Source organism: Thermophilibacter sp. ZX-H3 (assembly GCF_052599055.1).
On record NZ_JBQXES010000013.1, the window covers coordinates 1 to 25,248 of the forward strand.

The window sequence follows — 25,248 nt, forward strand, 5'->3', positions numbered from 1 at the left end:
TTTTCTCTCCCTTCTTGGGGGGGCTTCTGGCGCGGCGCGGAATGTCGCCCAGGATCCACTCGACCTGGCCGTTGGCGCTGCGCATCTCATCGGCGGCCCAGCGCTCCACCGCGGCCCAGACCTCTGGGTCTATACGCAGGGGATATTGCTTGCGCGCGGCCACGTCCTTCTCGCCAGCCTACTGGTAGAGGGAGCCGGTGTTGAGGACGGGCTGGGCCTCGGACTCGCCGCAGAGGACGACCATCAGGTTGGAGGCCATCACGGCCTTGCGGTCGTCGTCGAACTCCACCACGCCACCGTCAGAGAGCTCCTTGAGCGCCATGTCCACCATGGAGACCGCGCCCTCGACGATCTTCTTGCGCGCGGCGATGATGGCCTCGGCCTGCTGGCGGCGCAGCATCGCCTGGGCAATCTCCGGCGCGTAGGCGAGGTGCGTGAGGCGGGCGTCGTCCACGGAGACGCCGGCCGGGGCGAGGCGACGGTCGAGCTCCTCCTTGAGGGACTCGGAGACCTCCTCGATGTTGGAGCGCAGTGTGATGGACTGGTTGGAGGCGTCGTCGTCCTCCATGTGGTCGTAGGCGTAGACGCTGGCCACATGGCGCAGGGCGGTCTCGGTCTGCATGGCCACGTAGCTGGGGTAGTGGTCCACGTCGAAGAGGGCCTTGGCGGTGTCTGCCACGTGCCAGACCACGACGGTCGCGATCTCGATGGGGTTGCCCATCTTGTCGTTGACCTTGAGGCGGTCGCCGTTGAGCGTGCGTGCGCGCAGGGAGACCTTGGTGGAGAGCGCCTTGGCGGCCGCGGCCGCCTTCACGGACGGGGTGCCCTCCTCCAGGCTGACGTCGATGGAGGCGCCGGTGCCGTCCGAGCCCAGGCTGTGGCTGTAGAAGGGGTTCACCCAGTAGAAGCCGGACTCGCGGACGGTGCCCACGTAGTTGCCAAAGAGCACGAGCACGCGGGCCTGGCCGGGCTGAAGCGAGAAGAAGCCGCAGCTGACGATGATGGCCACGATGAGCAGCACGATGCCGCCCACGAGCAGCGCGGGCCCCGCGGCGGGCGCGGGCACGCCGGCCTCCTCGGCGGTGGCGAGGATGACGATGCCCTGAATCATGCCCCAGATGGCGGCGGCATAGGCGACGAGGGTGACGAAGAGCATGGGCCAGCCGGACGCGGCGCGGGCCTGCTTCTCTACGGTCATTGCAGTTCCTTTCCTGGTGACGGGCACGCCCCTTGGTGAGCGTCCTCGACTGAGGTCATTGTGATATCACATTGGTTTCTTTGCAAGCCTGTCGCGAACGACTGAGGCGCATATCGGCGAACGGTAGGTATACTGGTCCGTATGGGATACAAGACGTACACCTGCCCCATTTCGCGCGACTGCGGAGGCTGCGAGTGGCTCGCGGTCCCCTACCCCATACAGCTCCGGCGCAAGCAGGAGCAGGTCAGGGAGCTCCTCAACGAGATGGTCCTTGCCGACGGCGGCGCACTCGAGGACATCCGCGGCATGGAGGAGCCGCTGCACTACCGCCACAAGGCAGCGACCCCGTTTGCCCATGCGCCACGCGGACGCGTGCTGAGCGGATTCTACGCGGCGGGAACGCATCGGATCGTGCCGTGCTCCGACTGCCTCGTGGAGGATCGACGAGCCCGGCGCATCCTGAACGCCGTTGCCAGGGTCGCTGAGAGGATGCACATTCCGCCCTACGACGAGGACCGCGGCACCGGCGTACTGCGCCACGCCGTCGTGCGCTGCGGATACGCGACCGATGACGTGATGCTCGTGCTGGTGACGCGCGTGGACGAGCTCAGGAACCGCGAACGCCTGGTGAGCGAGCTGCGGGCGGCCTGTCCCGAGGTCACGACCATCGTGCAGAACGTGAACGACCGCAGGACAAACGCCATTCTCGGTCGCCTGTGTCACACGCTCTACGGGCCCGGCATCATGCACGACGAGCTGCTTGGGTGCCGTTTTGAGATCGGCCCCACGAGCTTCTACCAGACCAACCCTCAGCAGACCGAGGTGCTCTACCAGCTGGCAATCGAAGGGGTCGGCGACGCAGGCCACGTGCTCGACGCGTACTGCGGAACGGGAACCATCGGCATCTGCGCGGCGGCGCGACGGCCTGGGCTGCAGATCGTCGGAGTCGAGCGAGTTGCCGCCGCCGTATCCTGCGCGAGGCGCAACGCCCAGGCAAACCGCGTCGAGAGACAGAGCGCGTTCGTGGCGGCCGACGCCACGGAATGGATGGCCGGCCGCGGACGCAACGAGCGTTTCGACGCCATCATCATGGATCCCCCGCGCGCCGGGAGCACTCCGGAGTTCCTTGGCGGCGCGGCGGACCTTGCGCCGGAACGCATCGTCTACGTTTCCTGCAATGTTGTGACGCAGGCACGCGACGTGGAGGTGCTTCGCTCGCTGGGATACCGGATTGAGCGCGTGACCCCGGTCGACATGTTCCCCCACACCAAGCACGTGGAGAGCGTCGCCGTGCTGGTTCGCCGCTAGGCCTTCCCTCAGCTAGGGGCGAAGGCGTGCAATCAGGCGGATAGTGGGAAGAAATTCGCTGCCGTCCTGCAATCGGCAGGATAGTGGGAAGCTTTTCCGGGGACGGGTCACGTATCAACGCCTGAGCTATCTGCAGATATTCAAATCTGAATCAATTTCTATCAAGAGAAAGGGCGATGGCAGCCGAAAAGGGCTTCCCACTATCCCGCCGATTGCAGGACGGCGGCCGAATTCTTCCCACTATCCCGCCGATTGCACGGAGATGGCAGCCGCTCAATACGGCGCGGGCCGCCACCGAACTGGTGACGGCCCGCGCGGAAGTCTGGCGAGCGGCGCCTACTCGGGGTCAATGGCCACGGTCCCGTTGTCCCTCACATGAACGCGGCCGGCGGAGATGAGGCCCACGACCTCAGGATAGAGCTCGTGCTCAATCTCGTGGATGTGCTCCTCGAGCTCATCGACCGACCAGCCCTCCTCCACCGGAAGCGCGCTCTGCGCGATGATGGGGCCGGCGTCGTAGTCCGCGTTCGCGAAGTGCACGGTCACGCCGGTGACCTTGACGCCGCGGTCATAGGCGTCCTGGATGGCGTGCGCACCCGGGAAGCTCGGCAGCAGGGCGGGATGCAGGTTGACCACGCGGTTGGGGAACGACGCCAGGATGGGGTCGTGCACCTTGCGCATGTAGCCCGCCATGATGACGTACTCGACGCCGTGGCGCTTGAGCTCGGCGGCGATGATCTCGTCGGCCTGCTCCGGGTCGGCGTACACGTCCTTGGAGAGCGTGAGCGTCTGGATGCCTGCGGCCTCCGCGCGCTTGAGGCCATAGGCGCTCGGGCGCGAGCTCACCACGAGCTCGATGGAGGCGTCGAGCGAGCCGTCGGCAATCCGGTCGATGAGGGCCTGCAGGTTGGTGCCGCTGCCCGAGATGAGAACACCAATCCTAACGCTCATCGTCGTACACGACCTTCCCCTTCTCGCCCGGCGCACCGGCGATGACCTCGCCCATGACGAACGGCGCAAACCCCGCGTCCACGAGCGCCAACATCACGGCGTCCTTGTCCTCGGCGGCGCAGATGATGCTCATGCCCACGCCCATGTTGAACGTGCGGTACGCCTCCTCGAGCGTGAGCTCGGCGGCGTTGATCATGTAGGTGATGACGGGCGGGATGCCCCAGGCAGGGCCGGACGCTCCCCCGCGATACACGAGCGCGTCAAGGCCCTCCGGCATGGCGCGGTCGAGGTTCTCGGTGATGCCGCCGCCGGTGATGTGGGCCATCGCGTGGATGGGGGCACCGGCGCGCAGCGCCTTGAGCAGGCCGCCGGCGTAGATCGTGGTCGGGCGCATCACGGCGTCGGCGAGCGACTCACCGCCCAGCTCGGGCAGCGGGGTCTCCAGCTCCTCCACGGTCTTGCCCTCGATGGCAACCTTGCGCACGAGCGAGTAGCCGTTGGAGTGGATGCCAGAGCTCGGCAGGCCGAGAATCACGTCGCCCTCGCGCACCTTGTCGGGGCCGATCATCTTGGGCCGGTCCACCACGCCCACGACGAAGCCGGCGAGGTCATAGTCGCCCTCGGCCATGACGCCCGGGTGCTCGGCCATCTCGCCGCCCACGAGCGCGCATCCGGACTTGCGGCAGCCCTCGGCAATGCCGCCCACGATCTTGGCCACGTGCTCGGCACGCAGCCTGCCAATGGCAACGTAGTCGAGGAAGAACAGCGGCTCGGCGCCGATGGGTACCACGTCGTCAACGCACATCGCCACGAGGTCCTCGCCCACCGTCTCATGACGGTCGAGCAGCTGCGCAATGGCGAGCTTGGTGCCCACTCCGTCGGTGCCGGAGACCAGGATCGGCTCCTCCATGTCCTTGAGCGCCGCGGCCGAGAAGCACGACCCAAACCCCCCGAGGCCACCGATGACCTCCGGTCGGTTGGTCGTTGCCACGGCGGCCTTGATCGCGTCGACGGCACGGGCCCCCTCGGCCGTGTCGACGCCGGCATCCGCATAGCTCACATGCTTGGTGTTCTCGGCCATCTCGCTCCTTTCCGCCACAATCGCCCGGGGCCGTCCCTAGGCGTTCAGGCATTGCTCCGCTTCTTCAAGCGGCATATGCGAGGTCGCAGACGCCGCCTCAAGGTTATTGGGCTCGTACCCGGGCAGGAACTTGTCCTCCCAGAACGAGCGGGGTATCTCCACGGGGTACTCCCCGGTAAAGCACGCCTTGCAGTAGCCGCCCTGCGGGACGCAGTCGAGCAGCCCCTCGATGGAGAGGAAGCCCACCGAGTCCGCCTCGATGTAGGCGCGAATCTCCTCGAGCGACATGTTGGCGGCGATGAGCTGGTCCTGGTTCGCCGTGTCGATGCCGTAGAAGCAGGGCCACGTGACCATGGGGGAGGCCGAGCGGACGTGCACCTCGGTTGCGCCCGCCGCCTTGAGCATGCGCACGATCTGTCGCGAGGTGGTGCCGCGGACGATGGAGTCGTCGACCATCACCAGTCGCTTGCCACGCACCACGTCCGGCAGGGCGTTGAGCTTCAGGCGAACGCCCATCTGTCGCAGCTCGGGCGTGGGCTGGATGAAGGTGCGCGCCACGTAGCGGTTCTTGATGAGCCCGGTCCCGAAGGGGATTCCCAGCTCCTGCGCAAACCCCTCGGCGGCAGGCGTGCCCGAGTCCGGCACGGAGATCACGAGGTCGGCATTGACGGGCGTCTCCCGAGCGAGCCTGCGACCCATGTTGTGGCGCATGAGGTAGAAGCTCGAGCCGTCCTTCACGGAGTCGGGACGCGAGAAGTACACGTGCTCGAAGATGCAGTCGGCGCGACACCCCGACTCGCAGCCGCGCTCGGAGCGCAGGCCGTCCTCCGAGATGCGGACGATCTCGCCGGGCTCGATCTCTCGCACGAACGTCGCTCCCGAGATGTCGAGCGCGCACGTCTCGCTCGCCACGACCCAGCCGTCATCGCCCAGCCGCCCCAGGACGAGCGGGCGGATGCCATGCGGGTCGCGGAACGCGTAGAGCGCGTTCTCGCGCACCAGCACCATGGCGTACCCGCCCTCGAGCATGCGCATCGTGTGCGCGATGCCCGTGCGCAGGCGGCCGGCGCGCTGCGTGAAGTATCCGATGAGCTTGGCAGCGACCTCCGAGTCCGTGCTCGACCGGAAGGGGATTCCCATCTCGATGAGCTCGCGGCGGAGGCTGTCAAAGTTGACGAGCGTCCCGTTGTGCGCGAGCGCGATGATGACGTCGTTGATGGTGGAGAGATGCGGCTGCGCCGACTCCCACCCCTTGGCCCCCGCGGTGCCGTACCGGCAGTGCCCGCAGGCCACCTTGCCCGGCATCGCCGCGAGGTCGGCGTCGGAGAACACCTGCGTCACGAGGCCGAGGTCCTTGCGGATAAGAACCGTCCGCCCGTCGCCCACGGCGATTCCGGCGGACTCCTGGCCACGGTGCTGCAGGGCGCGCAGGGCGAAGTACGTCATGCGCGCGACGTCACGCCCCGGAGCCCAGACGCCAAAGACGCCGCACTCCTCGTGCAGCTTGTCGTCAGGGCAATCGGTAGGCTGGGGCATCTCGCCCCTCGTCGCGAGGGTGTCCCCAGAGAGCGTCGTCACCCTTCCCCCTTACTCGCCCGCGGCTGCCGTCGCCGCCGCGGCCTCGGACTTGAGCGCACACACGAGGATGACGCGGCCCTTGTCGCTGTCCTCGTAGTAGCAGGTACAGAGCGAGAGCGCCTTGGTCATCCCGTTGATAACCTGGGCGGCGTCGCCCCGGCTCGCCACCGCCTGGCCCAGCAGGCCGGAGAGGTAGGCGTGCAGCTCGTCCGTTGAGCCAAAGTTGAACTGGCGGACGTTGGTGTCATCAGCGGTGGTCTGGTAGATGAACAGCGGCTCGAGCTCGTAGCTCGCCTCCTCCGTCACGTACCAGACGGTTGAGACGCTGTCGAACACCTGCTGGTCCTGCATGTCGGAGACCGGCTTGAACATGGAGCCGTTGCGCAGGTGGTGGCCATAGACGATTGTCTGGGCGTCGGCCATGCCCGGCTTTGCGTTCTCGTAGTCCAGGAAGACCTGACCACCGAGGGAGTACGTCCCCTCTGCGCTGGTATGCAGGTACTTCTCGTTATCCTGTGCCTGATAGACCGGGTAGTTGACCCCCGTGCCCGGAATCTGCACCCAGCCGACCACGTCTCCGTTCACGGCCTTGAGGCCCTCCCAGTCGACCTGCGGGGCGGTCGAGCCGTCGTCCGAGAGGGTGGCGTACTCGGCAAGCTCCTCGTTGATGCGGTCCTGCTCGCCGTACTGCCACTGGTTGTAGATGAACATGCCGGCCGCGGCGGCAATCAGACCGATGCCCACCACGAACAGGATGACCGAGAGCACCCGCGCCACGCGCTTCTTGGGGTCCCGGCTCCGGCGCCCAGAAAGGTCGTATGGATCGGTCTCGACGAAGTGCGGCTCTCTGCGCCGACGGTCATGCCCACGGGACGACCCACCAGGATCGGACACCACGGAGACGAACCCCTCGCTCGCTCGCGGCATGCCCGCGGCGTGCGGGTTGCCCACCGGAGCGTGGTATGACTCGTCGCCGCCGCGGCGGGTGCGCAGGCGCCGGGACGCGTCATCGTCCGTCGCGTATCGAGGCGCGACATGAGCCGACCTCGGCGACGGGCGAGAAGAACGGGCGAACCCCCGCTGGTCGGTCCCTTCGGGCTGCTTGAAGTGAGACGCCATGTGTGGCTCTCCTTAGGCCTCGGCCATCTGACGCTTGAACTCGACGATCTTCTCGCGATACTCGGGCATGGTGGCGCCGAGGATCTGCGTGGCGTAGATGGCGGCGTTCTTGGCGCCGTTGATGGCGACGCAGGCCACCGGCACGCCGGAGGGCATCTGGACCATGGAGAGCAGCGAGTCCATGCCGCCGAGGTCGGAGGTCTTCATCGGCACGCCGATGATGGGCAGCGGTGTGAAGGCCGCAACGACGCCGCCAAGGTGCGCGGCCTTGCCGGCGGCGGCGATGATGACCTTGAGGCCGCGATCGGCAGCGGACCCCGCCCACTCGTGGACCTTGTCGGGGTTGCGGTGCGCGCTGGCGATGACCAGCTCGTACGGAACGCCCAGCTCCTCGAGCTGCTTGGTGCACCCTTCCATGGTGGGCAGGTCTGACTTGGAACCCATGATGATTCCCACGAGCGGCTGGTCTGCCATGATGCTCCTCTCGGTTGGTTTTTCGCTCCCCCAGTATACGCGACCGGCAGCGAGCGACCACGGGCGCAAGGGCGCGGACACACGGTCACGCCTGCTTCTCCGCGGTCTCCTTCCTGGGGTCCTGGACGATCACTGACGGCTCTACCTTCAGGGGCGGAATTCCCAGGCGAAGATCGCGCTCCTGCTCCTCGCGCAGGCGCTCCCAGATCCACGTCCTGAGCAGGCTCTGGCGGGGCTGGCCGCACCGACGCGCCTGCTCGTCGATCTGCTTGACCATGTGTATGGGCAGATCGAGGTTGATCTTCTTGGTAAGCGTAGTTATGAAGATTGCGTCCGGGTCGGGCTCAATCCACTTGGCGTTCTCATCGTCCAAGAAGTCACTGATGTCCTCGCCGTTGTCGAACATCTCGTCAAACTCTTCGACGGTTATCTTTCTCTTGCCATCCTTTGAAACGATCATATGCCTCAACCTCCTTCTTCCTCGAACGCCTTACCGATATGATGCACACGTGCTGTTTGCGATAGGTGACAATCGCCGTCCAATGAATCCCACCGATTATTCCGAACACCGCATAGCGCTCGTCATCGCTTCCTGGCTTGGTCGGCTTCTGCAGGACTGGCCGATTCCAGAGCGCCTGTGCCGCCACGAAATCAATTCCGTGCTTCTCGAAGTTCTTCCTGCTCTTCTCCGGGTCCCACTCAAAATCCTTTGGCCTCATCGCTCCTCCCCACTATAGCAAAGATATTGATTTGGTATTGATTCGATGCGCTTATGGCGCCCACCCTAGCAGAGGGCACTTTCCCGAAGCTTCCACCAACCTCTCACGCAGCTGTCACGCCACCTGACTTCCTGCTGGCAGGAACCCCTGCGGAGAACCGTCCGGAATTGAATCGGCAATCTTTCCTCCACACCGCGCGCACATTGGCGATAAGAGACTGGGCAATTGGGACATCAGCGCGCCGCGCGGCGAAAAAAGGTCTATCCTTGCCTGCGTACGCTGGTCCATCAGTCCGCGGACAAAGGAGAATCCCATGAACAACGCCAGCAATCTGTACCTCTACCAGCGCGAGGGCGGCTACCTGCCGCGCGTCGCGGCCGTTCACGACCTGTGCGGCTACGGCAAGTGCTCGCTCGGAGTGGCCATCCCCGTGCTCTCGGCCGCCGGCATCGACGTGTGCCCCGTGCCCACGTCGCTCTTCTCTGCGCACACGCGCTTCCCCAAGTTCTACATGCACGACACCACGCCCATGCTCACCGAGTACCTCGACGCCTGGCGCGAGGAGGGCATCGAGCTCGACGGCATCTACTCGGGCTTCCTAGGCTCAGCCGAGCAGGTTGACGCCATCCTGCGCCTCTATCGCGAGTACCCCAAGGCGCTCCGCATCGTGGACCCGGTGATGGGCGACGGCGGCTCCAAGTACCCCACCTATACCGATGAGATGTGCGAGGCCATGAAGGGCCTGGTGGACGGCGCCGACGTGCTCACGCCCAACCTCACCGAGGCCTCGATCCTCACCGGCATCGCCTATGCGGGACAGGACGTCGACGAGGGCTATATCGGGGGCATGATGGACGCGCTCCTTGGCATGGGAGCGAAGTCCGTGGTGCTCAAGGGCGTTGTCCACGAGGGCGAGAGCATCATCCGCAACTACGTGAGCGTGGCGGGCGGGGACGTCGAGGAGGTCTCGAGCGAGCTGCTCCCCTACATGCTCCACGGAACGGGCGACCTCTTTGCGTCTGGCCTCACCGCGGCCATTTACGCCGGAAAGAACCTGCTCTCCGCCGTCGAGTTTGCCGGAAGCCTCGTCCGTCACGCAATGGAGATCACGCCGGAGCAGCCCGACTATCAGGTCCGCGGCGTCAGCTTTGAGAGCGTGCTCGGAGACGTGACCGCACTTCTCGCATAACACGCCGATTCCGGACAAAACACGTCACCCAGCCCCGCCCCTAGAGGCGGGGCTCTTCTTTTCAAGGTCGCATAACCTGACATTTCAGGGCGTTTTTCGCTCGTTTTGTCGGGTTATGCGACGTTGCCGCCCGCGGGACCCGAACGATCTCGCGGGCGGCAACAAGGCGTTCAGCTATGCCTTAGAGGCAGAACCCCACGACAACGGCCAGCTCACGCCCGCCGTTGCGATAGTAGTGCGGGCTGCCCTCCGGCGTGACGGTCATGTAGTACATGCCGGCGCTCGGCTCAGGCGTGCGGAGCCACCAGTCCGACCCGCTACTCAGACGCAGATAGTCAAAGCCGTCGTTCCACGTCACGCCGGCGTCGGAATAGACCTGGTACTGCGAGCCCTCCATCTGGTACCCGGCGTAGTCGCCGTTAGTGGTCTGCGCGGCAACATCCCCGGAAAGCTCGGAGCACGAGGGGATCCAGATGCTCTCGGCCGTGATGGACTGGCCACCGCCCACGCTGGCGGGGTTGTTGCTGACCTTGCTCACGGGCACGATGGCGGCGGAAAGGTCCTCGGGCAGCTGGCCCATGAGGGACTGGTTGAGCCACGAGCGCAGGGTGGTCTGCTCCCACAGGACCGCCTCGCCAGAGGCATTGAGCGGCTGGGTGCCAACAGACGCACGAGTAACGAAGCTGATGCCGGCGACGCCCGATCCGTCGGCCTTGTCGTCGTGTCGGAACCCGGCGATGGTCACGGGGACGACGGTGCCGTCGGCAAGCGCCAGGTCCTTGGTGTTCTCGATGTTGAGTCGGCCCGAGGCGTCGCATAGGTTGTACTGGGCGGCAATCTCAAGCCCCTCGTCATCGCTCGACGCACCGGCGATGAGCGCAGAGATCTGTGAGAGCTCCTCCCACGAGTAGTCGGCGAAGGTGGCGCGGACCTCGGGAGCTCCCTCCTCCGGCGCGGGCTCCTCCTCTTGCTCCTCCGGGGGCTCGAGCGTCTCGACCGGCTCGGTTGAGGGCTGCTCGACCGGGGGCGCGGGCTCGTCCTTCGGGGCGAACGGCCCCAGCCAGCTCGTAGCAACCGCATAGCACACGCCGCCAACGAGAACAGCGGCGATGGCCGCGCAGACGCCGAGAACGATGCGGCGATCGGGCTGGAAGCTCTTCATGCGGTCGCTCACGCGCGCGGCGCCGTCCCTCACGCGGTCGAAGGCCTCCGTCGGGAACGACGAGGCCGGCGCATCATCAACGACGGCGGAAGCGGGCTCGAAGTCAGGCAGGGCGTCGACCGCAGGCTGGAACTGAATGCTCGACGTGTCATCAAGCTCAGCGGAAGGGGCGTCATCCAGACCGGGAAGGTCCTGCAGCTCCTGCTGGAGCTCGGGCTCAGGCTCGGAGACGGCGGGAGCCGCGCCGGAGGGCATGGCGAAGTCGACGGTCTTCTCGGCGTCCAGCGTCTCGGCGGGGGCTGCCTCGGCGGCTTCCACCGTCTTCGGGACGTCGACCGCCTCCTGCTCCTTCACCGGAGGCTCCTGCGACGCGGACGAGGCGGACGCCGCGCGCTCCCGGAGCGTCCGCCTCGCCGCGGCACTCTCCTCAGGACGCAGCGCGTCATAGGAGGCGTTGTAGTGCGTGTAGGGCGAGCGACGAGAGGCGCTCTGGCTGCTGTGGGGGATGTACGGGCGCGGGATGCGCGGCGTCACGCGCACCGCGCGAGGCGGCGGAGCGACGGGCACCAGCGGCACCGCGCCGGCAGCCATGGGGTCGAGGGGTTCCTCGAGTTTCTTGGGTGCCGGCACCTCTTCGACCGGGGCACCGCATCCGGGGCAGAAACGAGCCTTCTCGGGCAGCTCCTCACCGCACTTCTTGCACTTCACGTTGGGTCCCTTCCCTAGCTCTCCAAGCTTTTACGTTAACACGACAGAGGTTAGGGAAGTATTAGAACGTCGCAGACCGTCGATAGACGGTGCCGTATAAAGGGGCCGTTGAGGGGCGCGTTGCCAACCGACCGCCAAGGGCGGAAAACCGAGGACCGCCAAGAGAAAAGGACCGCACGGGAACGGGAACCCGTGCGGCCCTTGCGAGTCGTCAGCTCTGTGAGAGCAGCTTACTGCTCGTTGCGACGACGGAGGAAGAAGCTGGCGGCTGCGGCGACAAGACCGGCGACGCCGATGCCCGCAACAGCGGTGGCGTTGGTGACGTCACCAGTCTCGGGGACGTTGGCCTCAGCCTCAGCGGCGGCGTCCGCCTTGGCCTGCTCCGGGCTCACCTCGTCGCTGGGCGCGGGAGCTGCCGGCTGATCCTGCTCAGGAACGCTCGGCTCGGCGTTCTTGACGTAGGAGGCGTAGAGGACAAGGTCGCCCGTCACGGGAGAGGCGAAGTCGTACTCGGCATACTCGAAGAGTGCCCCGAGGTCCCCACATGGCTTGATGGCAACGCCCGTGGGCTCGCCGAGCTGCTCGTCCGCGGACTCAACGCAGATCAGAAGAGGCGATACACGACCACCGGCCTCAGGGAGGCGCTGGCAACATGGCCTGAAGACGCAAGTCGCGCTGACGCTCCATCGCGGCACGGAAAGCGGCGCTCGCTCTTCTCGGCCCTTGCAAGCGCCGCCGAGTGGGCTCGCGAGCGCCGCATGGACGGGTAGCGGCCTCTGCTCCAAAATTAATCCGCCCTCTGGACCCCCAAAGATGACGTTTTCCCAGTTGGCCTTTTTGGGAGGTGCCTAAAGGGCGGATTAATTTTCCCGACCCGCCCGAAGAGGGGGGCTTGAAACGTAAAAGGGGCGCGCCGTCATATCACGGCGCGCCCCTCCCTTGACGCTCAGCCGCCCTAGTTGCCGCTTAGAATCTGGACCGGCGTGAAGGACGTCGTAATCTTATCGCGCAGCTCGCCCTGGATGGACTCGTCGAGGCCCGTGATGTGGAGCGAGAGCTGGACGCCGTCCGCGGACTGCGTCTTGGTCCACACGTAGGTGATGTACGACGTCACGTCCCCCGTGGGCTTGAGGAAGCCGAAGAGCGCGGACTGCTGAATCTGCCCGTCCTCGCTCATATGCACGTTGACGTGATACACGACAGTGTTGATGTTGGGGTTGAGCAGGCAGTTGACCGCGAAGGCCTGGGCCTGGACGCCGGAGCCGGCAAAGCACTCGAGCGCGTTCTCAGAGCTCGTGTCCGTGACGGTGACCTCGACGCGACCGGTGTTCTCGTCCGCCTCCTGGACGGAGAAGTCCTCCGGGAACTGCGTGAAGCCGTTGCCCCACTCCACGCCGCCGCGCAGCGCGGAGGCAACGGTGCGCACGGTGACGCTCTCCGTGAGGTTAGACGTGTTGGCTCGGCGGATGAAGCCAAAGGCAACCTGGCCCACAACCACAAGCGCCAGGAAGATCACCACGAAAGACACGGCGGTCTTGGTAATGACCTTGCCGACGTTGGAGCCGGAGGGGTCCTCCTCAGACAGGGGGTCGATGTCGAGCGAGACGCCCTTCTCCTTGCGGTGAGCGCGCTGGCGACGGGCGCGCTCCTCGTCGGAGTGACCGGTGTGGTCGACGGTCGCAAACAGCGCCTCGGCCTCGTCAGGCGAAAGCGCACCCTTCTGGATACGCGCGATCTCGCGTTTCTTTGCCATCTCTCTCTTCCCCGTCGCAGGACCAGGCGGCCAAGAAGGCAGCGCGCGGTCAGAATAGCCCTTGTGTCAGTATACGCCCTCGCGTCATGAGCTGTCCCGAGCCGTCCCGCGCTGGCAGAAGGTCCAGAATAGCCCGACGGGCAGACGTCGTGGGTCATCTTGGCCAGGCTACGGCCCATGCCAGACTTCTGCGATCAATCTCTATGCAGAAGCCTGATTACTAGAATGACGAATCACCCCGCCACTTGACTAAATAGGGAAAAAAGGAAAAATTAGGAAAAAAAGGAAAACGGAGGTCACATGCGTATTGACACGATCTTCTCTCCTTCTTTCGGCAACAGGTAACTGCCGCGCGAAACAGCATTAAGCAAGCAATTGCTGAGCAGGTGCACAGGCGCCGCCCCCACGAGTGACGCATATTGGACGGATGGGCCCCTTCGGAAGGCCCCGTCCGTCCAATACGCGTCACTCGTGGGGGCGGCGCTGGCATGGGGAGCGGGATATTGGGACTCGCGGCCGCGACCCCCGGTTATCCCGCGAACTGCATGGCGTAGTAGCGTGCGTAGGTCCCGCCGCGGGCGAGGAGCTCCTCGTGGGTGCCGCGCTCGGAGACGCGTCCTCCCTCCATGGTGACGATCTCGTCCGCGCCCTTGATGGTGGAGAGACGGTGGGCGATCACCAGCGTGGTCCGCCCGCGCGCGAGCTCGGCCAGGGACTCCTGGACGGCCTGCTCGGACTCGTTGTCCAACGCGGACGTGGCCTCGTCGAAGATGAGGATCGGCGGGTTCTTGAGGAAGACGCGCGCGATGGCGATGCGCTGCTTTTGACCGCCAGAGAGGTGGCTGCCGCGCTCGCCGACCTCGGTCTCATAGCCATCCGGCAGACTCTCCACGAACTCGGCGATGTTGGCCTTGCGCGCGGCGTCGCGAATCTCCTCGATGGTCGCGTCCGGGCTTCCATACGCGATGTTCTCCGCGATGGTTCCGTCGAACAGGTAGACGTCCTGCTGCACGAGACCAATCGCCTCGCGCAGGCTCCGCTGAGTGACGTCGCGCACGTCCTGGCCGTCGATGGTGATGGACCCAGAGTCAACATCATAGAAGCGCGGCAGCAGCGAGCACGTGGTGGACTTGCCACCTCCGGAGGGGCCAACGAGCGCGATCGTCTTGCCGGGCGCGATGTCCAGGTTGAGGCCGCGGATGACCACGTCGTCCTTCTCGCCATGCGCCCCGGGGTAGGCGAAGCAGACGTCATGGTAGCTGACCGCCCCCTTGGTGACGCGCAGCTCCGGGGCACCGGGCTTGTCCTGGATGTCGGGCTGGGTGTCCAGCACCTCGCGGAAGCGCCTGAACCCGGCGATTGCCTTCTGGAACGTCTCCGTGAAGTCCAGGATGCTCGTGATGGGCGTGGTGAAGAGCGAGATGTAAAGCGCGTAGGTGGCAAGGTCGATGGCCTGCATCTGACCGTTTGCGATCAGCCAGCCGCCAAAGACCACGACGGCCGTGTTGAGAGCGCCCATCATCACCGCGATGGCCGCCTGGTAGCGGCCCATGGCCCGGTACATGCGCGTCTTTGAGTCGAGATAGGCGTTGTTGCTGCGACGGAACTTGTCGCGCTCCACGTCCTCGGCGGCAAAGCTCTTGACCACGCGCACGCCGGCGAGGGAGTCCTCGAGACGGCTGTTCACGCCGGAGATGCGGACGCGATTCTCGGTGTAGACGGCGCGCATCTGCCAGTTTGCGTACACGTTGTAGACCACGAGCAGGCACGCGATGAGCGCGAGCACGCCCGTGAGCGGCAGGTTGATAGTGGAGAGAATCACAAACGAGCCCGCGACCTCCACGATGCCGATGAGGATGAACTCCGGCCCGTGGTGCGCGGCCTCGGAGATGTCAAAGAGGTCCGAGACCAGGCGGCTCATGAGGTCACCTGACTTGTGGTGGTCGAAGTACGAGAAGCTCATGCGCTCGTAGGCGTCGAAGAGGTCCTCGCGCATGCGGCTCTCCATGCGCGCGCCCATCACGTGACCCCAGAAGATCACGAAGTAACGACAGACGAAGCGCAGTGCGTACATGCACACGAGCCCCACGGCAAGATAGGCGAGCGCGCCCATGATGGCATCCGAGCCCTCGGTAAAGAGGCCGCCCGTGAGCGAGCGCAGGATCTGCGGGAAGGCGAGGTCGATTGCCGCCACCGTCACGGCGGCGATGATGTCGATGACAAACAGGTGCCGCTGTCCACGGTAGTACGAGAGGAACGAGCGGAAGAGGGAGCGGTGCTTGGTGGGCATGGAACTTCCTTGGCGGTCGGTGCGAATCGTGCGTAGAAAAGGGTAGCACCGGCGGTTTGCGCGCGTGGGGATCGCGCCGCCGCCCAGCTTGGAACGAGGGAGCGGCGGCGCGACAGGGAGGGAAGATGCAACTCCCACGATAGGCTGTGGCACGCAGCTGCCGGTAACCATGCGGTAAGACTCCGGTAAGCCAGGCCGCCCAGAGCTCCAACTGGGCCTCCTGCAGAAACGAGGCTGGCAGACGACCCTGCGTCGCCATCTATCCTTTCTGGCACCTACAAGCCCACTGAAAGGATTGCCATGAAAACACGACTCAAACACAGAACAACGGCATTGGGGGCGGTGGTTCTTCTCGCACTTTCGCTCGTGGCGGCGGCCGGGACGCTGGCCGCTCCGCGAGCGGCGCACGCCGCAGAGATCGGCAGCGTCGCCAACCTCACGGACGTGGCGGCGCGGGGTGGCGGCTATGACAACCTCCTCTCCCCGGACAGTGGCTACACCCCCGAGAAGGGCGGCTTCAACTCGGACATCGGCCTCTCCGCGACGCTCACCATCGCGCACGACCCGAGCGCGCCGCTCAAGGCAGGGGACACCTTCTCCTTTGGCCTGGTCCCGGACGACTCCTTCGCCAGCAGGTTCTGGTACGTCTACAACAGCGACAAGGCGGAGTTCCGCACCGTCCTCGACGACGAGACCGACGAGGAGATCGCCACCATAGCCTGGTCGGACAGCAACACCCTCACCCTGACCTTCACCGAGGCAGCGGAGGGCAAGTCGGAGGTGCGCTGCGTCTTCTCGTCCATCCCGTTCACGCGCAGCGCGCGCTACATCTACGAGTGGTTTGCAAACCACGGGGACTCCGATCGCATCCACGAGACGCCCGAGGGGCGCAGGTACGTCGACGTGACGTACCATCTGACCGTCAACGGACAGAAGACTGACCAGCAGATGACGCTGCGCGCGCTCGAGCCGCAGGGTTCGGCGCCCACGAGCGCCTACATGAGCAAGTACCGCGGCGGCCTGCAGCCCGACGGCACGCTCTTCTACGAGCTGGCCATCAACACCCTGCTCTCCCCGGTGAACGAGCTCGTCGTGTACGACACGCCGGACGTCAACATGCGCTGGGACCGCGAGTTCAAGCTCTACAACATGGTCGGCAGCGACATCTACGGGGCCTCGGCGTACACCACCTACACCGCGACCCCCTACTACAACGTCACCAAGGGCACCACCGACCCCTCGACCGCCGAGGTGGGCGACTTCCAGATCTGGATGTACGACATCTACTTCCTCGCCGACCGCGAGGGGCAGGAGCAGACGAGGCAGGCCACCTACGAGGAGGTCTCGCACCCCATCACGCACCTCGACCCGCGCTACCCGGGCGAGCGCCGCGCGCTGCCCGAGGAGTACCAGACCTCGATCAGCCCCGTCTCCACCCCGCAGAACATCCTCGTCACCGTGCCGGCCGGCCAGCAGCTCACGGCTGAGCAGCAGAAGCTCATCGACGAGACGACGGCCGGAGGCAGCTCCGGGCTCTCCACGGCGGACAACGCGGGCGTCGTGGGCATGGGCTTCAAGATCGTCATCCAGAACCTTCCCAACAACGTGCAGGACGGGGTCGGAGGACGCTACCGGATCGCATACAGCATGAAGCCGGTACGCGACTCCAAGTTCGTGAACAACGAGAACAACCCGCTCTACTGGAACGCCGCCTCCTACTACATCCAGGAGATTCCCACCTGCACGAGCGAGGACGTGGCAGAAGGCAAGCAGTGCCCTCCCATCACCTTTGAGAAGAGCAAGGCCGCCGACTCCAACTCCCATACGGGCTCGTCCATCAACATCAAGACGGACATCCCCGACGGCAAGGTGACGGGCTCCACGAAGGGCAGCCGCGTGACGGTACGCTATCGCGTGAAGGGAACCGAGAACTACCTCGCCGACCCTGAGATCCTCACCGGAGCCGCCGGCGAGCCCTACGACGCGGAGGCGCTCAAGAAGCAGTTCGAGGGCTATGCGTTTGACTCCGCCTCTCCGGACTTTGCCCCCATGCACGGCACCTTTGCCAACGAACCGCAGATCGTGGTGCTCGAGTATGTGCCCATCACGTACGGGAGCCTCGTCGTCCGCCACGTCGACCACGACACGGGCGCGCCACTGACGGACGATGCCGCCTCACAGCACGCCGTGGGCGAGGGATACGAGACCCAGCCCGGCAGCTTCGACGGGTATGAGCTCGTGGTCACGCCGCAGAACGCGCGCGGATCGATCGTAGAGGGAACGACGACGGTCACCTACGAGTACGCAAAGAAGAAGCAGCCGGACACCAAGCCGACGCCCGACGGAGGAAAGGGCGGCGAGAAGAACGGCGGCACGCCGACCGGCAACACGGGTCAGGCCGTCAAGAAGCGCGGAAAGAAGCCGCTGCCCAACACCGGCGAACCCGCCGGGGCGGCCTTCGTGCTCGGAGCCTCCGGCACTGTCGTTGCGCTTCTCGGCGGCGCGCTTCGCAGGCGAGGCTGACGCGCGGACGTTCTTCTCGCCCCGGCTTCGGGCTCGCGGCGCCGACATCAAATCTGGCCGCGGTTTTTTGGCACTTTGCGGCCCTTCTGAACGCCCAAAAGTGCCAAAACGACGCGGACAGATTTGATGCGGAAGGGAGTACCAGCCGCCGCTGACCCGCAAACACCTGACACCCCCTTGCAAAGGGCGGCCGGTTCCCCGCCATCCGGAACCGGCCGCCCACTTCTTATGCCACCTGGCAAGGGAAATCCTATCAGCGGCTCAGCCTCCGTGCGACAACAAAGGCAGCGACGCCGAGCGCGAGAAGAACGAGAAGGACCGTGGGCGTGGTGGCATCCCCCGTGTCGGGAATGGGATGAGCGGCGGGGGCCGCGGCGGCCTGTCCGGAGGAAGTCGACGCGTGATCCGCCCCGCCGTCTGCAGACGGCGTGGGCTCGGAGTAGGCGTTGTGGAAGACGGGCGCGCCGCCGGTGCCGTACGACCACGTAGCAACGAGTGAGCCCCGGCTCACGTCATCCACAACGCTCACGTGGACGGTATAGACGCTATCGTCGTAGGTGACGCCCTTCTCGTCTCCGGGTACCTCGACGATCTGATAGTCATGCTCGCCCGGCTGGTCGTAGGCGATTCGGTCAAAAGTCACGCTACCGTCAGCCGCATTGGTCTGCGTGTCCAGGACCACGCCTCCCTCGCGGAGCTCAAACGTGAACTCGTCCGCCCGGAGCTCCCGACCGTCGAGGACCTTCGCGGCGCGCAGGACGATGCCCGTTGGGAGCGGAGCATACGCGTTCTCAAACGTCACGGTGACGGGGGTCTGACGAGAGTCGGCCTCGTTGGTATAGCTGGCCTCCGCTATGACGTCCCCGCCCTCGTCGCTCAGTCGCTCAGTCACGGAGATGACGGCACCGGAGCGCGTCACGGAGATGCCCAGGCGGTAGGAGGAGGCGTCGTAGGTATAGCCCGTCGGCACGGGGTCGGGCTCGAGCTCGCGCACCTCGTAGGCAAACGTCTTGCCCACGTCGTCGGCGCCGAACTCCGCGTCGGAGAGAAGGTCAACGGAAGAGGTTGCCACACCGTCCTCGTTGCGCGCGGCCGCCGGGAAGCTGACGTTCTTCTCGCCCGTCTCTGCGTCCACGCCGCCGAGCTTCTGCGCTGCCTCCGCAGCCGTCGCCGTATCGGACGTCACGGGAGTGAGCGCCGCCGAGAAGAACCCGTCCTGGATATCCGCACCCGTGAGCGTCTTGACCAGGCGCATCGCCGCGCGCGGCGCGGGGTCGGGGTCGGCAGCCAGGTTGAAGCGCATCTTGAGGTTGGAGGAGCCGCTGCCGCGCTCGAGATAGAAGAGCTTGACCGTGTGCTCGGTCTCGTCCGCGAAGGTGTCGCCCTGCCAGCTCGTGGCATCCTCGCACCCTGCGGCGCGGAAGCACTCCCGGAGCGTATCGGTGCTTGAGTTGTTATAGCGCGGCTCCCCCTGCTGCCACGTGCCGTCCCCGTTTCTGTCTTCGAAGACGTTGACAGAGCCCGTCTGAAGGCTGATCTGAATGGAGCGTGCGCCGTGAATGCCGCCCATGTCAGCCACGAGAACACCATCGATGAAGACCCACACGTCGTCGTCTCCGGTGAGCTCGTAGGTGATGGGCTTGCCGCCGACCGTCCCACCCTCGCGCTGATAGACCTCGGAGGTGACCTTCATGCCGAACCAGTGGTTGAGCGAGGGTGACGGGTTTGTCTCCGTGCTGAGGTTCGTCGTGGTGGGCGTCACGTCCTTCTGCACCAGAGAGCCGTCGGCGACGTCAAACACCGTCTCGGCACGGTCGAATGGGAAGAACTGCCCGTCGTGGTTGGACGAGAGCAGCTTTGACGCTTTGACGCCCCACGTGTCATAGACGCGGAACGTTCCGGAGAGCGGATCGAACGATGCGAACTCCTTCTGGGAGTCAAAGTGGTAATACCCGTCGCCATCTAGCTGGAAGAGGCCCGTCGCGTTGGGATAGACCGCCTTTCCCGGCTGGCCGCTCGACTCGTCGCTTCCGTCGAACAGGTACGCGAGGGACTCCCCGCCATACTGCTCGGAAAGACGAGGGTAGCCGTTCTCGTCCAGGGTCCTCTGGACGATTCCGAGATACGGCCTGCCGGCATGCCACTCGTTGATGCCGCTCTCCCCTCTCGTGGAGTACATGAAGAGGAGCTTATGGCCGATGTTGATGCCCTGCTCCTTTGCTTATGTGTGATAAAGAAGTAATAGAAGTGTAAAAAATTTTGCCGTTCCTATCCGGCACTTGGCCATTGTGTCGGATAGGTCGGGCGTTAGGCTTCGGGCAAGTCAATCTTGCCGACAAAGCTGTAATAAATCTCAATGTCCTGCCTGCGGGTGCCGTTCTCGTCATAGCTACACTCATGCACGACGATTTTCTCAATCATTTCCCGCAAGAGGGTGGGGGTAAGTTCCTCAAAGGCAAGGTGCTTTCGGACGATACCCATAAACTTTTCCGCGTTGACGGTGGCGGCCTGCGACTTGTCCAGTTCGGCCTGCAAAGCGGCGGCGCGGTCTTTCAGTTCCCGCTGTTCCTGCTCATAGTCTGCCGACAGTTCCATGAAACGCTCGTCGCTGATTTTGCCGTTCACATTGTCCTCATACAGCCGCTTGATAATGCGGCTCACTTCGGCAATGCGCTCCTGCGCCTGTTCAAGCTGCTTGGTGGCTGCGGCGGTCTTTCTCTTGCCGCCGATCTCGTTCTGCTGGATAAGCAGCTTCACAAAGCGGCTCTCGTGCTTGGCGGCGTATTCGGTCACTTGCCGGAGATTGGAGAGGACACCGGCGGTCAACAGGTCGGTGCGGATAAAGTGCGCCGTACAGTCGCGGGTGCGCTTCTTGTAGCTGCCGCAGATGTAACAGTCCTGCTTGCGGTTCTTGTTCTGATACCGCTGCTGGTACATCACATGACCGCAGTCGGCGCAGAACAGCATACCGGAGAACAGCCCCACTTCATCATAGCGGTTCGGGCGTTTGCGCTGCTTGCGTAACTCCTGCACGCGCTCCCATGTTTCCCGGTCTATGATAGGCTCATGGTGGTTCTCAAAAATGGCCTGCTTCTCTACGGGGTTCTCTACACTGTGCTTGACCTTGTAAGAGGGCTTCTCCGTCTTGAAGTTTACCAGACAGCCGGTGTACTCCCGGTTTTCGAGGATATGAACAACGGTGTTCGTCGCCCATTTGCACTCATAGCCGGGGTGGTAGCGGCGGGTGCTGCCCGTCCTGCGGTATTCCAGCGTTCCCGGCGTAGGGATTTGCTGCTCCGTAAGCATACGGGCAATCTTGGTCGGGCCATTCCCGGCAAGGCAAAGCTGGTATATCTGCTGGACAACCGGCGCGGTTTCCTCGTCAACGAGATAGTTCTCGTCCTCGTCCATGAGATAGCCATAGACCGGCTTGCTGGTAACGGGCTTGCCGCTCATGCCTTTTGCTCGTTTTACTGCTTTGATTTTCTTGCTCGTATCTCTCACCAGCCATTCGTTGAACAGATTTCGCAGAGGGGTAAAATCGTTGTCCATGCCGCCGTTTGCGCTGTCCACATTGTCGTTGACAGCGATAAAACGCACTCCCTTTTGAGCTTTTTCAGACTTACTGCTTTCGCTGGCCGCTGGTGGGCGGCTGATATTCAGTTTTGAAAGTTCGGGTCAGGGTGCCCCGAAGATAAAAAAACAACAGTATTCAATTTATTAAATAATTTCCTGTCGATTCCCTTTAATCAATACAGTTTGACCGTCAGCCAATTCAATCAAATCGTTCTTCGATATATCTCCAAAAGGGCTCTCTTTTTCAGCGTGTGGTATCAACGGATTTGCTAAATATCCTAATCCATCGGAAAAATTTCCGGCAGCAATCATACTACCTGCGCTAATTCCCAGATACACCAATCCATTCTCTATTGCTTGCTTTAGGGGCTTCGAAAATCCTGTTCTGTTTATTTCGCTAAGAAGCGTATGGGCATTTCCTCCACAAAAAGCAATCATGTCATATTGAGTGAGTTCTTGAACACTCATTAAGCGAAACGGTACAGGTATGTCACTAATATAACTTGAATATGTTCTTTTATATCCATCGGAAAGTAAAAACGCAAGATTATATATAAGAATATTATTCATAGGTATTCCCATATTCATAAGGCGCTCCATACATACAATGATTCCTTCTCGCGCACCATCATTTCCAACTGCGGCGGATGGAACCAAAATCGCTTTTGTGTTAATCGGTTCTTTTCCGATACATTTCCAAAATAATACCATAGTCTTTTCGTTTAAGCCACTTGAAGTTAAGAACAGGGTTCTCATAAACTTAGTCCTCTTTTAATTTTTCAAATTTCTGATTCTATGTAAGATGATAAAACATCAATTCATACCGAAATAATCCCATAATGTTAGTTATTTTGTTTTTTTTCAATACAGCTTACCATTATTATCACTATTCCGCGAGTATTAGATGACCTTAAATTCAATCTCTCCTTCTTGTATCTAACAAATATATTCTACTACCCCTGTTGTTTTTACTTTCTAATATACTTTTATGGTTAACTCATTGAAATCTACTATCAACAAAATCCAGCATTAAATTCTCTTCTCAGATTTTCGCACTACCATGCACATTTTTATAGAAATTATCAATACTATCTATTTTTTGTACCATTAGAAGTATCAATCCTTGTTCTACATTTCTTATTGCTACTAGACTTTCGTAAAGATGTTCTGTTTTGCTTTTTCAATTTTTTATTCATTTTTTGAAGTTTTTTATATGCATCTTGAAACTTTTTTTTCTTTTCATCTGTCAATCCAATTTTGGAGTAATAATAAATATTCATCCACTGCTCGGCCGTGATTAACGTATATGAATTTGAAAGACTAATTCTATTGGCTTTTCCCAATCTTTTGATTTGCTCATTAGAAAATAAAATAGAAAGTCTCTCTTTAGCAGTCTCTCCTTTAATATTAGTGTAAAAAAAAGCCACTAAATCTTTATAATTTTGAAGATCATCACCACTCAATCTATCATCCCATAACTGCATATGAAGCATAACTGTATCAACATTAGGCGAAGGAAAAAAATCGCTCCTTTTAAAACTATGTGTAATTTCTACCTTATATTGTGCCTTTATTATAGCAGCACGAAAACCTTCATATTTTTGTAATGGAATACCGCAATTCTTTTTAGCTGCCTCTCTTTGAATTATGATATTTATATCTGATGGTGGATTTACATCGTCTGTTAATTTCCTAATAATATCCGCTGTTATCTGAAAAGGAATATTGGAGAATATTTTATATCTGCGATTTAAAGGCAACTTATATTTTAAAAAATCACCAAATATATATGTAACATTATCATGACTGTGATATCTTACTAAATTATTATATAATTCTTGATCATATTCAACTGCAACAACCTCTCCAGCATGCTGAGAAAGTACATCTGTTATTATCCCTTTTCCAGGACCAATTTCAATAACATAATCTGTTACATCAATATTTGACTTGCTTATTAAACGTTCTACCAACTTTTTATTAACCAAAAAATTTTGTGAATATCCAAGATTTTTCATCTAATCGCACCTCATTCTCTATTTATTTTCATAACTATATACGAGTAAGCCCTAACGTTGCATAAAAAACAGCCCCTGTAAAACGATATATAAGTAAAGTGCGCCAATAACCTATTCTTTCAAACACGATGAATGACCATTGTAATTTCTTAAAAAATGTACAATTACTTTAAAATATTATATATCTGATCTCCTTGTATTTCCATGCCCGTCCCTCCTAAAGGTTGTTTTTACTCATTATAACTTCAAAATGGGGTTTTAACAAGCAACTCGCTGTTGCTGCGGAATAGTGGGCTGCTGTCTATCAATTCTTATGTGTTACTTTATGGCACATGAGCATTGAACCCAGGCTGGTTGTAGTAGGCATAGTCAACCGCATGTTGGTCCTGAAGCCAGTAATCGAACATGTCGACGCGCGTGGTGCGCGGCGCGCTCGTCTGCACCACGTGGTCCTCGACGCTCTCGGCGCGCGCCCGCTGTGGTGCAGCAACCATGGCGACGCAGGCCATTGCCAGCATCAGCACGAAGGCGCACAGCCGGACTGACCCTCCCGCCCTCTTCTTCCTATACATGACGCTCCTTTTCTCAGCTCGTCGGCCTAACCGCCTTGCTCTGTCCTCCCCATAATTGTTACTGATTTAGTAGCAATTATGGGGAGAAGTTCGCACATTTAAGACCATGCTAGACAACCCAAAGATGTAAAGAAATCCCTTTACAACGACGCTGCGTCATGTGGTAAAGAGACGATTTTAATTTACTAATTGATTCTATAGTGTCGCCGCACACAGGAGGGGACGCGCCTTGTGGGGCACGTCCCCTCCTTCTGAAGGTGATACATCAATGATGCGGAACGCTACTCCTCGTCTACGACCGCGTCCTCGAGGCGGCGGGAGATGGCATCGCACAGCAGGGCGCCCACGACGGTCTTGGCATCCTCGATTCGCCCGTCGAGGACGGCATCCACGAGCTCACCCACCTCGACGAGGTCGACGTTGATGAACTCGTCGGCGTCCGGGCTGGACTTGGAGAAGCTGAGGCCCGTCGCCATGTAAATGTGGATGAGCTCGTCGGTGAAGCCGTCCGAGGTGGCGATGGTGGTGAGGTAGGCGATCTTCTCGGCGATCATGCCGGTCTCCTCGAGAAGCTCGCGGCTCGCGCACTCGAGCGGATCCTCGCCGGGGTCGAGCTTGCCGGCGGGAATCTCCACCGTCACGCGACCGAGGGCGGTGCGGTACTGGCGCACGAGGCAGATGCGCCCCTCGTCGGTGAGCGCGACGATGGCGACGGCGCCGGGATGGCGCACCACGTCTCGGATGGCGGTGCGGCCGTCGGGAAGCTGGACCTGCAGACGGTCGACGTTGAAGATGCGGCCGGTCCACACCACGTCCTCGGTGAGGGGACGCTCGGCAAGGCCCGCGTCGCGCGGGTCATCGTCCCCGAGCACGAGGTCGCGCTCCTCAGGCGCGCCGGAGAGATGGTCCTGAAGTGTACGGTCGCCGTCATACGTGAACGCGGCGACGGAGTCCTTGATGCCGTCGAGCGCGGAGCTGACGTCCTCCTGCGCTGCAGCCTCGTCGATGTCTGCCATGAAAACCTCCTCG

22 protein-coding genes are annotated in these 25,248 nt (G+C 61.7%); 3 read left to right on the top strand and 19 right to left on the bottom strand.

Features of this window, described 5'->3' with window-relative positions; genetic code table 11:
- Both ACULPM_RS06680 and ACULPM_RS06685 read right to left on the bottom strand, forming a co-directional pair.
- A partial coding sequence (locus ACULPM_RS06680; protein WP_445332326.1) for an Arc family DNA binding domain-containing protein occupies window positions 1-163 on the bottom strand: 163 nt, incomplete at its 3' end.
- A gap of 15 nt (window positions 164-178) precedes the next feature.
- A complete protein-coding gene (locus ACULPM_RS06685) occupies window positions 179-1,198 on the bottom strand; it encodes an SPFH domain-containing protein (RefSeq protein WP_445331538.1) in 1,020 nt (339 codons plus the stop codon).
- A 141-nt stretch (window positions 1,199-1,339) separates the two neighbouring features.
- On the opposite strand from ACULPM_RS06685, the gene rlmD reads away from it, so the two are divergent.
- Window positions 1,340-2,506, top strand: a complete 1,167-nt coding sequence (gene rlmD, locus ACULPM_RS06690) for a 23S rRNA (uracil(1939)-C(5))-methyltransferase RlmD (protein ID WP_445331539.1) — start codon at window positions 1,340-1,342, stop codon at window positions 2,504-2,506.
- Between the two features lie 336 nt (window positions 2,507-2,842).
- On the opposite strand, the gene purN is transcribed toward rlmD, so the two are convergent.
- From purN to ACULPM_RS06725, 7 genes are all read right to left on the bottom strand, one after another.
- A complete protein-coding gene (purN, locus tag ACULPM_RS06695; protein ID WP_445331540.1) occupies window positions 2,843-3,457 on the bottom strand; it encodes a phosphoribosylglycinamide formyltransferase in 615 nt (204 codons plus the stop codon).
- Window positions 3,447-4,538 (bottom strand): phosphoribosylformylglycinamidine cyclo-ligase, encoded by a 1,092-nt coding sequence (gene purM / locus ACULPM_RS06700; protein ID WP_445331541.1) that lies wholly within the window; start codon window positions 4,536-4,538, stop codon window positions 3,447-3,449. The genes purN and purM overlap by 11 nt, the downstream gene beginning before the upstream one ends.
- 36 nt (window positions 4,539-4,574) lie before the next feature.
- Window positions 4,575-6,074 (bottom strand): amidophosphoribosyltransferase, encoded by a 1,500-nt coding sequence (gene purF / locus ACULPM_RS06705; protein ID WP_445331542.1) that lies wholly within the window; start codon window positions 6,072-6,074, stop codon window positions 4,575-4,577.
- 51 nt (window positions 6,075-6,125) lie between these two features.
- Entirely contained in the window at window positions 6,126-7,235 is a 1,110-nt protein-coding gene (locus tag ACULPM_RS06710; protein ID WP_445331543.1) for a class B sortase, read from the bottom strand.
- A 12-nt stretch (window positions 7,236-7,247) separates the two neighbouring features.
- On the bottom strand, window positions 7,248-7,709 hold the full coding sequence (gene purE, locus ACULPM_RS06715; RefSeq protein WP_445331544.1) for a 5-(carboxyamino)imidazole ribonucleotide mutase: 462 nt from the start codon (window positions 7,707-7,709) through the stop codon (window positions 7,248-7,250).
- Between the two features lie 85 nt (window positions 7,710-7,794).
- Window positions 7,795-8,169, bottom strand: coding sequence for a type II toxin-antitoxin system BrnA family antitoxin (gene brnA / locus ACULPM_RS06720; RefSeq protein ID WP_167930473.1), 375 nt, complete (start codon window positions 8,167-8,169; stop codon window positions 7,795-7,797).
- Window positions 8,120-8,428, bottom strand: a complete 309-nt coding sequence (locus ACULPM_RS06725; RefSeq protein WP_445331545.1) for a BrnT family toxin — start codon at window positions 8,426-8,428, stop codon at window positions 8,120-8,122. Before ACULPM_RS06725 ends, brnA begins: the two co-directional genes overlap by 50 nt.
- 313 nt (window positions 8,429-8,741) lie before the next feature.
- Here ACULPM_RS06725 and ACULPM_RS06730 point away from each other — a divergent pair, with 313 nt between their 5' ends.
- A complete protein-coding gene (locus tag ACULPM_RS06730; protein WP_445331546.1) occupies window positions 8,742-9,617 on the top strand; it encodes a pyridoxamine kinase in 876 nt (291 codons plus the stop codon).
- Between the two features lie 181 nt (window positions 9,618-9,798).
- Here ACULPM_RS06730 and ACULPM_RS06735 read toward each other — a convergent pair whose 3' ends face one another.
- The 4 genes from ACULPM_RS06735 to ACULPM_RS06750 form a co-directional block, all read right to left on the bottom strand.
- Window positions 9,799-11,487, bottom strand: a complete 1,689-nt coding sequence (locus tag ACULPM_RS06735; RefSeq protein WP_445331547.1) for a DUF6273 domain-containing protein — start codon at window positions 11,485-11,487, stop codon at window positions 9,799-9,801.
- 230 nt (window positions 11,488-11,717) lie between these two features.
- Window positions 11,718-12,182: an LPXTG cell wall anchor domain-containing protein gene (locus ACULPM_RS06740; RefSeq protein ID WP_445331548.1), complete on the bottom strand. Its 465-nt coding sequence runs from the start codon at window positions 12,180-12,182 to the stop codon at window positions 11,718-11,720.
- 260 nt (window positions 12,183-12,442) lie between these two features.
- Window positions 12,443-13,240, bottom strand: coding sequence for a hypothetical protein (locus ACULPM_RS06745; RefSeq protein ID WP_167930468.1), 798 nt, complete (start codon window positions 13,238-13,240; stop codon window positions 12,443-12,445).
- A gap of 529 nt (window positions 13,241-13,769) precedes the next feature.
- Window positions 13,770-15,530: an ABC transporter ATP-binding protein gene (locus ACULPM_RS06750; protein WP_445331550.1), complete on the bottom strand. Its 1,761-nt coding sequence runs from the start codon at window positions 15,528-15,530 to the stop codon at window positions 13,770-13,772.
- A 300-nt stretch (window positions 15,531-15,830) separates the two neighbouring features.
- On the opposite strand from ACULPM_RS06750, the gene ACULPM_RS06755 reads away from it, so the two are divergent.
- Window positions 15,831-18,053, top strand: a complete 2,223-nt coding sequence (locus ACULPM_RS06755) for a MucBP domain-containing protein (RefSeq protein ID WP_445331551.1) — start codon at window positions 15,831-15,833, stop codon at window positions 18,051-18,053.
- Between the two features lie 253 nt (window positions 18,054-18,306).
- Here ACULPM_RS06755 and ACULPM_RS06760 read toward each other — a convergent pair whose 3' ends face one another.
- The 6 genes from ACULPM_RS06760 to ACULPM_RS06785 form a co-directional block, all read right to left on the bottom strand.
- Entirely contained in the window at window positions 18,307-20,232 is a 1,926-nt protein-coding gene (locus ACULPM_RS06760) for a Spy0128 family protein (protein WP_445331552.1), read from the bottom strand.
- Window positions 20,233-20,360: 128 nt separating this feature from the next.
- Window positions 20,361-21,653 carry a recombinase family protein gene (locus tag ACULPM_RS06765; protein WP_445331553.1) on the bottom strand — a complete coding sequence of 431 codons (1,293 nt, stop codon included), beginning with the start codon at window positions 21,651-21,653 and terminating at the stop codon, window positions 20,361-20,363.
- A gap of 120 nt (window positions 21,654-21,773) precedes the next feature.
- Window positions 21,774-22,385, bottom strand: coding sequence for a Type 1 glutamine amidotransferase-like domain-containing protein (locus tag ACULPM_RS06770; RefSeq protein ID WP_002571017.1), 612 nt, complete (start codon window positions 22,383-22,385; stop codon window positions 21,774-21,776).
- A gap of 332 nt (window positions 22,386-22,717) precedes the next feature.
- Complete coding sequence (erm(52), locus tag ACULPM_RS06775; RefSeq protein WP_002571018.1) at window positions 22,718-23,647, bottom strand: 23S rRNA (adenine(2058)-N(6))-methyltransferase Erm(52); 930 nt, start codon at window positions 23,645-23,647, stop codon at window positions 22,718-22,720.
- A gap of 323 nt (window positions 23,648-23,970) precedes the next feature.
- Window positions 23,971-24,219 carry a hypothetical protein gene (locus ACULPM_RS06780; protein WP_445331554.1) on the bottom strand — a complete coding sequence of 83 codons (249 nt, stop codon included), beginning with the start codon at window positions 24,217-24,219 and terminating at the stop codon, window positions 23,971-23,973.
- 281 nt (window positions 24,220-24,500) lie between these two features.
- A complete protein-coding gene (locus ACULPM_RS06785) occupies window positions 24,501-25,235 on the bottom strand; it encodes an NUDIX domain-containing protein (protein WP_167930464.1) in 735 nt (244 codons plus the stop codon).
- Between the last annotated feature and the right edge of the window lie 13 nt (window positions 25,236-25,248).